This window comes from Mucilaginibacter sp. (assembly GCF_028287845.1).
Lineage (GTDB): Bacteria > Bacteroidota > Bacteroidia > Sphingobacteriales > Sphingobacteriaceae > Mucilaginibacter.
Genome location: NZ_JAQBOW010000142.1, coordinates 1 through 12,796, shown reverse-complemented (window position 1 = coordinate 12,796; position 12,796 = coordinate 1). Strand labels below are relative to the sequence as shown.

Genomic DNA, 12,796 nt, shown 5'->3' with positions numbered 1-12,796 from the left:
TTTTACCATCCCCGGCTAGTTGTTTGGCCAAAAAGTGATATCCGTCACATTTCTTTAGGTAAAGTATTATATTTTCTATTGCTTTAAAATACAGATATTTGTGATAGAAATCACTAACCCGATAAAAACAAAAAATGGAAAACGCGGCCCTTCTTAAAGCCATTATTGACAATGCCATCGATGGTATCATCACCATCAACGAACGGGGGGGCGTGGAGTCTATAAACCCAGCGGCTTGCAAGCTTTTTTTGTATACGCCGGAGGATGTGGTAGGAAACAATATTTCTATGCTGATGCCCCCTCCCTACAAGAGCCAGCATGATGAATATATCGCGCGTTATCAGCGTACTGATGATCCCCATATTATCGGCATCGGCAGGGAAGTAACCGGGCTGCGGAAAAATGGCACGACCTTTCCTTTCCGTCTCGGCGTAAGTGAGGTGTCCTACGCCGAACGTAAAATATTCGCCGGTTTTATACACGATCTTTCCAGGGAGAAGGAAGCAGAGGAACAATTGAAGGAATATGCCGCACACCTTGAAGAACTGGTGGAAAGCCGTACGCATTCCTTGAAGGAAACGGTAATGTCCTTGCAACAGGCTAAAGAAGAAGTAAGTTCGTCCCTCGTTAAAGAAAAAGAACTGGGGCAACTAAAAAGCCGCTTTGTTTCCATGGCCTCGCATGAGTTTCGAACGCCATTAAGCGCCGTTCAGCTTTCCGCCTCGCTCATCGAAAAATATGCCCAGCCTTATGATAACGAAAACATCAAGAAACATGTGGCTAAGATTAAAGGCTCTGTGGGCATCCTTACCGGAATACTCAATGATTTCCTTTCACTGGAAAAACTGGAAGCCGGCAAGGTGCAGGTAACCCGGGCGCAGTTTGACCTGGTTAAATTTTCAGAAGAGATCACCGAGGAGCTGCAGCTTGTGGCCAAGCAGAACCAAAGCATTATTTACCAGCATACGGGAACTGTCAGCCTGGTTAATCTTGACCAGAACCTGCTGCGTCATTGCATCACCAACCTAATTGGCAATGCCATTAAATATTCAGGCGAAAACACCTTTATTGAGTTTAATACCGAAATTAGTCCGGAGCGCTGTGTCCTCACCATCCGGGATAATGGCATCGGTATTCCGGAGGTCGACCAGAAACATCTGTTTGAGGCCTTTTTTCGCGCCCATAATACCGGGAGCATTCCGGGAACCGGACTTGGATTGAACATAGTGGCCCGCTATGCCGGCCTGTTAGACGGTAAGGTTGATTTTAAAAGTAACGTTAACCAGGGCACCTTATTCACCATTACATTTCCATTAGCATGAAAAAGAAAGTACTAATTATCGAGGATAACAATGACATTCGCGAAAACGTGGTGGAAATTTTGCAACTGGCCGGCTACGAGGCCCACGAAGCCAAAAACGGAAAAGCCGGCGTCGAACTTGCCCTCAGCCATTTGCCGGATATCATCCTTTGTGACATCATGATGCCTGAATTGGATGGTTACGGGGTACTGTATATGTTAAATAAAAACCCGGATACCGCCGCAATCCCCTTTATATTTCTCACAGCTAAAGCCGAGCGGGTTGATCTGCGGAAAGGCATGGAAATGGGTGCAGACGATTACCTGACCAAGCCCTTCGATGATATGGATCTTTTAAATGCAATCGAAACGCGACTGAAGAAAAAGGAATTACAAAAAAATTTTTATAGCAAGTCCCTTGACCGTTTGAACACACTAATTGGTAAGAACGAAGGCCTGAACGAATTGAAGAAAATTATACAGGAGCGTAAAAGTCGGCAGTTTAAAAAAAACCAGGTCATCTATTATGATGGTGACCGGGGTACGGGCATCTACCTGGTCATTAGCGGCAAAATCAAAACGATACGGCTCGCTGAGGATGGGCGTGAATTAATGACGGGCATTATTGGCTGTGAAGAATACCTGGGGGTTAATGCGCTGCTTTCCAATGAACCCTATACCGACACGGCTACCGCACTGGAGGATAGTGTGGTCTGCCTGATCCCGAAGGACCAGCTGGAACAGCTCCTCAACCTTTACCCGGAGGTTGCCCGTGAATTTATTAAACTTCTGGCCAACGATATCCGGGATAAGGAGGAGCAGCTCATGCAGCTCGCTTATCATTCGGTACGGAAAAGAATGGCAGAGGCTATGATCCGCTTATTCCGCCAACAGGAGGAGGCAACCGAAGGTTTTAAAATTACGCGCGAAGACCTGGCCGCCATGGCCGGAATGGCAACGGAGACCGTGAGCCGCACCTTGTCTGATTTTAAAGATGAGGGCCTTATCGAAAAGAAAGGCAGCCTGATCACCCTGCTGGAACCGGCGAAACTCGAGAAAATGAAAAACTGATAAGCATCATTAATTCAACTGATGCCGCTCATTCTACAGGCAAATCTGTAACGATAGCTTTGTTAATCAAAACTATTTCGAATGAAAGCGGTAGCTTATAGCATAAAACCTTTTGAAAAGGAATACCTGGCGAAGGCCAACCAGAAAAAACATGATATCACACTGATATCAAACCCACTGGGGCCTGACACAGCAATATTTGCCCAGGGAAAGGATGCCGTGATTGTTTTTACCAATGATGATCTGTCGGCAGTGGTAATTGAACAATTAGCGGCGCTTGGGATCAAATTTATAGTTACCCGTTCCTCCGGAACCGATCATATCGATCAAGCTGCCGCTGCAGCTTTCGGAATAAAAATCGCCAATGTTCCATCCTATTCGCCGCAGGCCGTTGCCGAACATGCTGTAGGAATGGCCTTCGCCCTGAACAGGCAGACGATGAAAGCCGATCAGAACAGTCATGAATTTGATTTCAGGAACGATGACCTGGTAGGTTTTAATTTTTCAGGGAAAACCGTTGGCGTGATTGGCCTTGGCCATACCGGTCAGGCTGTGGCAGCGATTTATCATGGGATAGGTTGTCGGGTCATTGGCTTCGACCTTAAATTCCCCCGAAACCTGCGCCACATCAAGCCGGTATCCCTTGAACTGCTGCTGCAAACTGCCGACATCATTTCCTTGCATATTCCACTAACCCCCGAAACGCGACATTTTATCAATCAGGAAACTCTGGAAATGATGAAACCAGGGGTCATGCTGATCAATACGTCCCTCGGCCGGCTAATCGATACGGCTGATGTGCTGACCGCTCTGGAAAGCCGGAAAGTCGGCTATTTGGGGCTGGACGTTTATGACTTTGAAAACGGATTGTTTTTTGAAGACCAGCAGCAAGATGCCGTAAAGGATGTACTCCTGGTTAAACTGATGAGCCACCCAAATGTGTTGATCACGCCTCATCAGGCTTACCTAACCCGGGAGACACTACAGGAAATTGCTGATCAGACCATTAAGAATCTGGACCTCTGGCAAGCCGGCAAATGTATTGGCAAAGCCTGTGTTTGCGCTAAAAATTGTAAAAATTCACCCCAACCTGAAATACCCCCATTATTGAATTATGGAAAACCGGCTTAAAGAACTAACCGACAAATACAACATTGCCGTACCGCGCTACACCAGCTACCCGACCATGCCCTATTGGGATAATGATACTTTTACGGTAAAATCATGGAAGGATTCTGTTAAACTTTCATTTAATGAAAGCAATCAGTCTTCCGGTATCAGCTTATATATACATCTGCCTTTCTGTGAAAATCTATGCACCTATTGTGGCTGCAACACCCGAATCACAAAGAACCACAGCGTGGAGGAGCCTTATATTGCGGCCGTGTTAAAGGAATGGAAATTATACCGCGATGTGTGCCGGAACATCCCAGTAATTCGGGAGATCCATTTAGGGGGAGGCACCCCGACATTTTTCAGCGTGGACAACCTGCATAAATTGATTGACGGGTTACTTGATGGTGTACATATCCACGAAAAGGCAGAATTCAGTTTTGAAGCGCACCCGGCCAATACCACCTTCGATCATTTACATACCTTATATGACCTGGGCTTCAGGAGATTGAGCCTGGGCATCCAGGACTTTGATCCTAAAGTGCAGTTTATCATCAACCGCCAACAGACCTTTGAGCAGGTTTTGACAACAACCTTGCAGGCGCGCCGTATAGGTTATACCTCTATTAATTATGATCTTATTTATGGGCTACCGCTCCAAAACCTTGATGGACTGATCAACACCATGAGTATTGTCAGCGGCTTGAAACCAGACCGCATCGCCTTTTACAGTTATGCGCATGTTCCCTGGATAAAACCCGGACAGCGCCGCTTTACCGAGGCCGACTTGCCTGACGCTGAAGCGAAAGTAAAGCTCCGCGAGATAGGCAGGAGCCTGCTGACTAGTTATGGCTACAAGGAAATTGGCATGGATCATTTTGCCCTGCCAGGAGATGAACTGCTCGAAGCGGCAGAATCTGGAGAACTTCACCGAAATTTTATGGGTTATACCCATCAGCATACTCAGCTCCTAATCGGGCTTGGGGTTTCCTCCATCAGCGACTCCTGGTACGGGTTTGCGCAAAATGTAAAAACAGTGGAAGAATACATGGCACTCATAGGTACCGGGGAATTCGCCCTGATGAAGGGGCACCTGCTTAGTGAAGACGACCTGATATTGCGCAGGCTCATCCTGGATATTATGTGCAAAGGTGAAACACAATGGAACCACAAGCCTGGCGAGGTTTTGTTTGAGGGATTGGTAAGACTACAGGGGTTGGAGGCTGACGGCCTGGTTGAGTTGAATCTGTCAGGCATTAAGGTCACACCACAGGGAAAGCCGTTCCTTCGAAACATCTGCATGTGCCTGGATGCCCGCTTATGGGCAGCACAGCCAACCACACAATTATTTAGCATGGCCGTTTAAACAGCAAATGTTTCCGTATCCTGATAAAGTCTTTGAAAGTAATTAATGACAAATAGCGACTCCGGTATTTGGTTTTGCCGGGCTGATACAAAATAACAAAGCCCGCTGAAAAATACGACCGGAAGGGAAAACAGGATATTGAGGTAACCAAATAAATGCCGAAAAGTCTGTTCGTAACCCGAAAGGTCGAAATATTCGGGGAAATTGAGCAGCATCACATAAAAAGCTGTTACAAACTTGCATTTAACATTTCACGCATAAAAATTATCCCTGTTTATGCGGTTTATGACCTTCGTCATTTATTTAACGGAAGTCAGTGGATAGCTTTGCAGGCAAATACTACAAATGGAAATCCCTGAGAATTTAGATCTAGCCGCTATTGACCCTCTTTTAAAGCTCCCTGTCTTCATTGAAAGATTTGATGCTTTAGGGTCCGGGCATGTATTGGTGGTTAGTAATGATGTTGATTCCAGGCCACTCTATCATCTGTTGGTTGCAGATCGTGGGCCGGATTTCCAGTGGGAGCCACTGGAAAACGGGCCGGAAAAATGGCGAATAAGGATTCTAAAAAGTCCGGTAAAAAACGATGAGGAAACAATAGGGAATATCATTTCACAGGATTATCGTAAATCACGGGCCTTAAAAAATCTTGGTATCGACTTCAGTTGCGGGGGGAACAGAACGCTCGACCAGGCTTTTGCAGGGAAAGAGATTACCATAACCCACGTTTTGCGGCAATGGGAAACAATAGATCAGCGGCCCTCAGAAAAAGGAATGAATTTTTTGAGCTGGGACATGGCCTTCCTGACCAGATATATCATACAGCTTCACCACCGGTATGTCAGTACTCAAACCAAATTTATTACCGAACTGGCTTTTAAAGTAGCCGAATCAAACAGTCATCGAAACCCGGAGATCAAAGAGATTGCGGAGCTGTTTGCGCATACGGGAAAAATATTTGAAGAAAAAGATCAAAATGAAGAAAAAGTATTATTCCCCTATATAATTAAGTTATCAGAAGCCAACACAAATGGGGCCACACTAAAAGCGGCAGGGATCGGGCCTATTTACATAGCTGTCTCCCTATTACAGGTTGAAAGTGAAAAAGTAGTAGCGGGTCTGTTACAGATCAGGCAGCTTACCAACGATTACATTGCGTCGGCATATACTTCCAGTACCTGCCCAATCTTATACAAACTATTGGCCGCCTATGAAGACGATGCCCTTTTACATCTTCACCTGGAAAATAACATCTTATTTCCGAGGGCTATCAAAACCGAAAATAGCCTGCGTTCAAAAAACAAAATATCCTAAATACTCAACTGATGAATTATTTAGCTAATTAAAATAATATGAGCCACACATTTCATATCCCTGTTTTAGGGTTGGGCTACTCTATTGATACGCCTTTAAAGGTTGCCCGTTACGGCATTTCCTCCACGATGTCCATTGTAGACGATGAACTGATAGAAAGGATGCGTCAATATCATGCCCGGTTAAACGGCGAGGACTTCGTTCCCGTTTATAAAAAGGATGAAGACGCCAGAGCCCGGCGGATTACGTTGTACCTGGACTTGGTTGACCGGCTCGTAGCCCGCCAATTTGAAGCGCTGAAGGCTATGCCATTTGAGGCTGGCAATGATCTTTGCCGGTATTTCGAGCTGTTACCCGAAAACACGAGGCTAAGGCAAGGATATGATTTAATGCTGGAGTTTACGGAGGGTATCCAAAAAAGTTATTTCCAGGATTGGCTGAGAAGCGAAATGCAACCCGGGGCAATAGACGTAAATATTATGTCCAAGGTGGATAAAATGAATTACACGGTGACCGGAGAGCCTAGTGGAGAACTGAACACTGACGCCCTGGCGGCGCTTCGGGGTTTCGCGCAAAGCAACCTGCAATCATCTGTGATCATGTCTGCGGGAATGAATCCCCGCCTTTACAGTTACCTGGAAACGTTTGCCGATTTTTATCCGTCAGAAAATGGTATCCTCCGTAAAAAAGTTATCTTGAAAGTGAGCGATTTCCGTTCGGCATTTATCCAGGCCAGGTTTTTGGCCAAAAAAGGCATATGGGTATCTGAGTTTCGGGTAGAATCAGGGCTTAATTGCGGTGGCCATGCTTTTGCGACCGAAGGATTTTTACTTGGGCCGATACTGGAAGAGTTTAAGCAAAGGCGCCAGGAAATGGTGGAAGAGCTTTTTATGGGATACCGGCAGGCGCTTGTTGAAAAAGGGATTGCTTGCGCCAAGGCGCCTGTGCAAAAGTTAAGTGTACAGGGCGGGATTGGCACCGCATTGGAAAACAAGTTTTTACTGGACCATTACCAGGTTGATGCTACCGGGTGGGGCAGCCCCTTTCTGCTGGTGCCCGAAGTAACTAACGTCGATAAAGGGACTCTGCAGCAACTAGAGCATGCCTCCCAAGAAGATTATTACATCAGCAGCGCATCGCCGCTGGGCATCTTATTTAATAATTTCAAAAAGAGCACCTCAGAAACGCTACGTCTGAAGCGGCTGGAAAACAATCGTCCGGGAAGCCCCTGCACGAAGAAATATTTATGTACGAATACCGAATTTACCGAAAAACCGATCTGTACCGCTTCTCGCGAATATCAGCAACTGAAATTGAAACAATTAGCGTCGGCCGGCCTGCCGGAAACGGAATATGAACAGGCATACCAATCCGTTGTAGAAAAAATTTGTCTTTGCGAAGGGCTTTGCGCCTCCACTTATATCAAATATGATATGCTTAAACCCCGTGAAAATAATGCAGTCGCGATATGCCCGGGACCAAACCTCGCGTATTTTTCACGGATCTATACTCTGGAGGAAATGGTCAGACATATTTATGGGACAACAGACCTGCTTGAAAAGATAAGGCGCCCGCACATGTTTATCAAAGAGCTGAATCTTTATATAGATTACCTGCAGCATGACTTGCAATCGCAGTTAAGGGAACTGAGCGATAAAAAACGGAAACAGTTGACAAAATTCAAATTACAACTGCAGGAAGGTATCAGTTACTACCATATCCTTTTTGCAGATTCAGCCAATCAAACTTCCCAAATATTTAAAGATTGGCTCGGTGAACTTTCAAGCGCTGAAGCACAACTGCTCGGCATAGAAATTTAATTATAGTTGTACAGGCACCATTCTATAGGAACGATGCCTGTGCATAAACTATTACTACACTTAAGGTCTTTTTGGAAGTATCATCACCGGTAGGGTAAGATGGTGGGTTACAACTTTATTTTGCCCTCTTTTAAAGAATCGCGCCATTTGCTCCCGGGGCTGCTGTACAATTGCCAGCAGGTCTGTTCTTTTATTGACTTTCAGCCAGTCCCAGTTTTTTTGCATGTCAGTATCGGGGATACTGCGGAAATATACCCCACCACAATCCAGTTTTTTATACAGGTCGCGATGGAGGCTTTCTTCCGCTTTCTGAATATCGGTGTTTAAAGGGTTGCTATTCAAATGGGCTATCATCAGTTCGGGTGCGAAACTTTCCAGCAGGCTGCCAAGCTCCGCAATGGAATTGATATCCTCTTCGTGAAGCTGAGAAGCAAATGCTATTTTTTCATAATTACGCAGGCGCGCAAATTCTGGAACGACCAGAACGGGCACCGTTGCCCAATCGATAATGCGGCTACAGGCATCACTAAGGATAAAAGTCGCCAGGTCGTTTTCTCCATCTGGTGCTGTAACGATCAGCGAAATTTCTTCGTTCCGCATAATGGAGGTCATGATATCTACGGGTTCTGTGCTGTCGTTGTCAAATTCCACTTCCGGTAGAAATGAACCGGGAAAAGTATTGGTCAGCAGTTCCTGCTCCATACGACGGGCGAAACAGGAAAGAATAGGCTCTTGTTCGGCAGCTAAATCCTGTTCACCTGCCGGGACCCGTTTCATTAGGGATGGGACGGCGCTTATACTGAATAGCAGCACTTTCGCTTTCATTTTTTTGGCCATATGTAGGGCGGCCCGGGTCGCGTGTGTGGAGTTTTCAGAAAAATCGGTCAATACAGCAATGGTCTTCATGTTTTACGTTTAGGGCAAAGTGATTTTTATTGGCAACAGGATGGATTCGGTATAGTCAAATAGCTCCTTTTTGGTTGAGCGTAAACCTGCAAAAAGGGTGTCCAGCTCATTTTGCAGCGCATTGTATTGGTCCAGGAAATCCAAGTGCATTTCTTTTTTTAAGTCGCCGATATAGGGTTCGAGAAACGCGAGGAACAGCGGAATTTTTGTTTTCATTTGCGCAAGCTGGGTTTCCTGGGTCTGGATTTTCAATTCAAATTCTTTCTTACGCGGCTCAACTATACCTTCTGGCTGGTAACGGCTGAGGATATTCCGGAAGAAATTTGTTTCTGTTTCGAGGAAAGAAATGTCCTGCAGCCAGTGTGTGGCCTGGATATAAACCTCTTGTAATTCGGTTTCCAGCTCAGTATCGGGGGTTAATGTTTTCATAATATATCTTTTTTCGTCAGGATATTTGTTTTCATTTCTTTCGATCGTTTACTGAACGTAAAACTCCGCAATCGTCGGCGGTTAAAAAGTGATGTTGGTCATTTACGGATGTGATCCTCTAACGAAACCGGGAGAGATAATTCGGTCCAACCTTTAACCGATATCGGATTTATTGGGCGACCAAGAACATTTTTGGCGCAATAGATGTTATTACTGTAACTGTCCCAGGGACACGTGATACACCTGGGACACCTTGGGACACTTTAAATCTTAATTAGCTGAAAATCAACTATTTTAAACAATTGCCAAATAAACTAATTATTTAATTAACGTGTTTAGCGACTGAAAAATAAGCGGCTTGCCGATTTGATATTATGCTGAATATCACCCCTCCGGGTGATTGCTGTCATTCTTCCTACGACCTGTATCTGCCATTTTTGCCATATCATCAACACTAAATGTTAAGGTTATGAAAAAGATTTTAGTACCGACTGATTTTTCACCGACCGCCAATAATGCCGCACAATATGCGCTTCACCTGGCGGCCCCGCTGAGAGCGGATATTATACTTTGCAATGCCATGCTGATCCCGATAGAAGCAACGGGCTCTGACCAGGTTGCCTGGGCACTGCAAGACTACGATGCCGTAAAAACAGACACGACTGAACAATTGCAGCAGGGGGTAAGAAAACTTAAACATCGGCTGAAGGAGCACGTCGCATTTTTTCCGGATGATTTCAAGCCTGAAATTACCTTTACCAGCGAGGTTGGCTTGGTTAGTGATGTTATCCGGAATGCGCTGGATAAGCATGGCGCGTCGCTGGTCGTGATGGGCGTATCCGGAGCAGGTAGCCTCGAGCGTTTTTTTATGGGCAGCAACTCCTGGGACGTGATATCAAAGGCAGCCTTCCCGGTATTGTTGATCCCGCCGGAATATATATTCCGGCCTTTAAAAAAAATAGCCTTTGCAACAGATCTCGACAAACGTGATATCAATATCTTGCATACCATGGCTTGCTTTGCCAAAACAATGGATGCAGAGATCCAGATCAATCATATCTCGGATGACAACTATGAGCAGGGCGAGGATAGGTACAAGGCTGATGTTTTTATGGCCGAGCTTTGTAAAAAGATAAGCTATCCGAATATTCGATATCGCCACATTAAAAGCACGGATGTGGATCATGGGCTTAATTGGCTGCATGAGCATGGGCAGGTGGATATGCTGGTGATGGTTCACCGTCAACTTCATTTTTTGGCGCGGTTGTTTTCAGGCAGCCATACCCAGAAATTGGCAAGGCATGTAACCATTCCCTTACTGGTTTTTCCTCCTGAATATGGTGCGGCGATTTAAGATCGCATAAAAAACTTTGAGTTTCCTTCTGAGGCACAGGATGTGTTTCAGAGGGGGTTCAACTGCCGGGCCTTAAGCCCGGCTAGCTTTTTTCAAACCGTCCTGTTTTTTCTCTTAATTTGAGCCGGTAGACCACCAATTCTACTGTCGTTCCTACATCACTGTCGCTCTCAGTGAATCCATGTGAAGGATGACCCTCCGGGCTGGTGACCAGCGGCATAAGCCGGTGGATGATACCCTGCATGGCCTGTTGTCTTTCTTCCATATCGGTAATTTCCTCATAAGTGCCTTGAGCAATTACACTTTGCCAACTGAACACACTGCGGATATCATCGACTTCAAAACAGATCTCCGGATTTTCCCGCATCATACGAATCTTTTTTCCCGCTGCGGAATGGCTGTAAACGTAACCGTCATGATAAACATAATTGACCGGTACAAGGTAAATTTCACCATTCGACTGGCAGGCAATCCTTCCGATTACCTGTTCCTTTAGTAGTTTTTCTATCTGGGTTTCATTAAGCTTACCTAACATCACAATTGGTTTTAATAGTCATAAAAGATTTCCATAACACAAAATTAAGTGTTGCGCTAAATCTGGCAAATGACGGTTGTTAACCTGCCAGGTGATTTTTATCACCTTTTATATATGATTTAAAGGTCCCCATTACTCAGAACGCAGGATCAATGGGTGCGGCCCGGTTTTCAGCACTTCGCCACTTTGGATTCCTTTAAATAACCGGCTGATTCGCCGATTGTTCTAGTACCCTTTTGGAAAAATTGTTAATTGCCCAATAGCTATATAATAACCGGGTATTGTGCTCCGTCCATATTGATGGTCGTACCTGTAATATAACTGGCCTTTTCAGACCCAAGAAATAGAACAAGATCTGCAATCTCTTCAGGCTTGGCCATACGGCCAATAGGGATTTTCTGTAAAGCTTTCTCTATCGCTTCTACTACCGTGATGCCTGAAAAACGTGCTTCAGCATCCATTCCCTCACTAACCCGACCTGTTTCTGTAAGCCCCGGATTGATGCCAACAACGCGGACGCCTGACGACGCATATGCATTACCAAGCCCGGCAGTTGCAAGCATTAATGCCGAATTCGCTGCGCCGCCTGCTAAATGAGTAGGGCTGGCAACCCTTCCACCAGATCCAATGATATTAATTATAACACCCTTGCCTCGTACGGCCATTAATTTGATAACAGGATCAAGTACATTTATTGTGGAGAAAAATTTTGCATCCATTGCTGCCCGCCAGGAAGCAGGCTTGAGTTCTGCTACTGGTGCGCGCTTTGCCGCACCTGCTGAATTAACAAGAACATCTATAGGGCCAAACTCTTTTGAAATATGTTCAACAAAGTCATTAGCCTGATTTTCATCCGAGAGGTTTGCGCTAAAACCAATCGCACCGGGAAGCTCAATTAACGCCTGATCTATATTGGCTTGTGAACGAGAGCAGATGAAAACGCGCGCTTCATGTGCAAGGAATTGTTTAGCACACGCCAGACCGATTCCTTTTGACCCGCCTGTAACAACAACAATCTTCCCTTTATACTTATCTGTGAGTTCGCTCATATATCTTAATCATTCCCGTTAAGTTCAAGTATGCCATGCGTTAATTAATCCACGCCATATTTCCTATCTTGGCAACAAAAATAATATATATTCACTTTCCCGGATTGGTTCAATCAAATTTAAAATGAGGGTTGGCTATTAGTCAGCCCTCACAGGGCATAGTAATCCGTAGTTTCCAACTACGGATAGCGGGCATTTCCGGATGACAATATTGGCCAATGCTTAATGGCGAGCTAACAAAACCCTGATCATAGATTGATGAAGGAGGTAAGCGCGGACGCTCACAATGATTGGTCTGTTTTATACGCACGTGGTTTGGTTGTCAACCAATAATTATTCATGCATTTTTATTATCAAAAGTAAAAAAACAAGGTTCTATTTTAAATTAAATCAATTTATTGACCCTTGTTTATTTATTTTATCTAAGACATCCATAGCACCATCTACTACTCTTAACACAAAAAATTGTTCGGCATCTTCAATATTAACAATCCATGCACTTTTTTCTCTAATGTCTATTTTAAGAGTGGAGGTAATTG

At 45.0% G+C, this 12,796-nt stretch carries 11 protein-coding genes; 7 read left to right on the top strand and 4 right to left on the bottom strand.

Features of this window, described 5'->3' with window-relative positions; all coding sequences use genetic code 11:
- Window positions 1-134 precede the first annotated feature (134 nt).
- The 6 genes from JWP71_RS14065 to JWP71_RS14040 all read left to right on the top strand — a co-directional run bounded on the left by JWP71_RS14065 (window position 135) and on the right by JWP71_RS14040 (window position 7,984).
- Window positions 135-1,322, top strand: coding sequence for a PAS domain-containing sensor histidine kinase (locus tag JWP71_RS14065; RefSeq protein ID WP_299501139.1), 1,188 nt, complete (start codon window positions 135-137; stop codon window positions 1,320-1,322).
- Window positions 1,319-2,371 (top strand): response regulator, encoded by a 1,053-nt coding sequence (locus JWP71_RS14060; RefSeq protein ID WP_299501136.1) that lies wholly within the window; start codon window positions 1,319-1,321, stop codon window positions 2,369-2,371. The genes JWP71_RS14065 and JWP71_RS14060 overlap by 4 nt, the downstream gene beginning before the upstream one ends.
- An 81-nt stretch (window positions 2,372-2,452) precedes the next feature.
- Entirely contained in the window at window positions 2,453-3,502 is a 1,050-nt protein-coding gene (locus tag JWP71_RS14055) for a 2-hydroxyacid dehydrogenase (protein WP_299501133.1), read from the top strand.
- The gene (gene hemN, locus JWP71_RS14050; protein WP_299501130.1) at window positions 3,486-4,850 is read left to right on the top strand and encodes an oxygen-independent coproporphyrinogen III oxidase; all 1,365 of its coding nucleotides are present in this window, start codon (window positions 3,486-3,488) and stop codon (window positions 4,848-4,850) included. The genes JWP71_RS14055 and hemN overlap by 17 nt, the downstream gene beginning before the upstream one ends.
- Window positions 4,851-5,195: 345 nt before the next feature.
- Window positions 5,196-6,164, top strand: a complete 969-nt coding sequence (locus JWP71_RS14045; RefSeq protein WP_299501128.1) for a DUF542 domain-containing protein — start codon at window positions 5,196-5,198, stop codon at window positions 6,162-6,164.
- Between the two features lie 38 nt (window positions 6,165-6,202).
- On the top strand, window positions 6,203-7,984 hold the full coding sequence (locus tag JWP71_RS14040; RefSeq protein ID WP_299501126.1) for a hypothetical protein: 1,782 nt from the start codon (window positions 6,203-6,205) through the stop codon (window positions 7,982-7,984).
- A gap of 60 nt (window positions 7,985-8,044) precedes the next feature.
- Here JWP71_RS14040 and JWP71_RS14035 read toward each other — a convergent pair whose 3' ends face one another.
- Both JWP71_RS14035 and JWP71_RS14030 read right to left on the bottom strand, forming a co-directional pair.
- On the bottom strand, window positions 8,045-8,890 hold the full coding sequence (locus JWP71_RS14035) for a universal stress protein (RefSeq protein ID WP_299501124.1): 846 nt from the start codon (window positions 8,888-8,890) through the stop codon (window positions 8,045-8,047).
- A 9-nt stretch (window positions 8,891-8,899) separates the two neighbouring features.
- Window positions 8,900-9,319, bottom strand: a complete 420-nt coding sequence (locus tag JWP71_RS14030; protein ID WP_299501122.1) for a hypothetical protein — start codon at window positions 9,317-9,319, stop codon at window positions 8,900-8,902.
- Between the two features lie 469 nt (window positions 9,320-9,788).
- Between JWP71_RS14030 and JWP71_RS14025 the strand changes: the two genes are divergently transcribed.
- Complete coding sequence (locus JWP71_RS14025) at window positions 9,789-10,673, top strand: universal stress protein (RefSeq protein WP_299501120.1); 885 nt, start codon at window positions 9,789-9,791, stop codon at window positions 10,671-10,673.
- An 82-nt stretch (window positions 10,674-10,755) separates the two neighbouring features.
- Here JWP71_RS14025 and JWP71_RS14020 read toward each other — a convergent pair whose 3' ends face one another.
- A complete protein-coding gene (locus JWP71_RS14020; protein WP_299501118.1) occupies window positions 10,756-11,208 on the bottom strand; it encodes a pyridoxamine 5'-phosphate oxidase family protein in 453 nt (150 codons plus the stop codon).
- Window positions 11,209-11,471: 263 nt separating this feature from the next.
- Window positions 11,472-12,257, bottom strand: a complete 786-nt coding sequence (locus JWP71_RS14015; protein ID WP_299501116.1) for an SDR family oxidoreductase — start codon at window positions 12,255-12,257, stop codon at window positions 11,472-11,474.
- Window positions 12,258-12,796: the final 539 nt, after the last annotated feature.

Coding starts and splice junctions, on each gene's coding strand:
- JWP71_RS14065 (WP_299501139.1), top strand. CDS start 135: ATGGAAAACGCGGCCCTTCTTAAAGCCATTATTGACAATGCCATCGAT.
- JWP71_RS14060 (WP_299501136.1), top strand. CDS start 1,319: ATGAAAAAGAAAGTACTAATTATCGAGGATAACAATGACATTCGCGAA.
- JWP71_RS14055 (WP_299501133.1), top strand. CDS start 2,453: ATGAAAGCGGTAGCTTATAGCATAAAACCTTTTGAAAAGGAATACCTG.
- hemN (WP_299501130.1), top strand. CDS start 3,486: ATGGAAAACCGGCTTAAAGAACTAACCGACAAATACAACATTGCCGTA.
- JWP71_RS14045 (WP_299501128.1), top strand. CDS start 5,196: ATGGAAATCCCTGAGAATTTAGATCTAGCCGCTATTGACCCTCTTTTA.
- JWP71_RS14040 (WP_299501126.1), top strand. CDS start 6,203: ATGAGCCACACATTTCATATCCCTGTTTTAGGGTTGGGCTACTCTATT.
- JWP71_RS14035 (WP_299501124.1), bottom strand. CDS start 8,890: ATGAAGACCATTGCTGTATTGACCGATTTTTCTGAAAACTCCACACAC.
- JWP71_RS14030 (WP_299501122.1), bottom strand. CDS start 9,319: ATGAAAACATTAACCCCCGATACTGAGCTGGAAACCGAATTACAAGAG.
- JWP71_RS14025 (WP_299501120.1), top strand. CDS start 9,789: ATGAAAAAGATTTTAGTACCGACTGATTTTTCACCGACCGCCAATAAT.
- JWP71_RS14020 (WP_299501118.1), bottom strand. CDS start 11,208: ATGTTAGGTAAGCTTAATGAAACCCAGATAGAAAAACTACTAAAGGAA.
- JWP71_RS14015 (WP_299501116.1), bottom strand. CDS start 12,257: ATGAGCGAACTCACAGATAAGTATAAAGGGAAGATTGTTGTTGTTACA.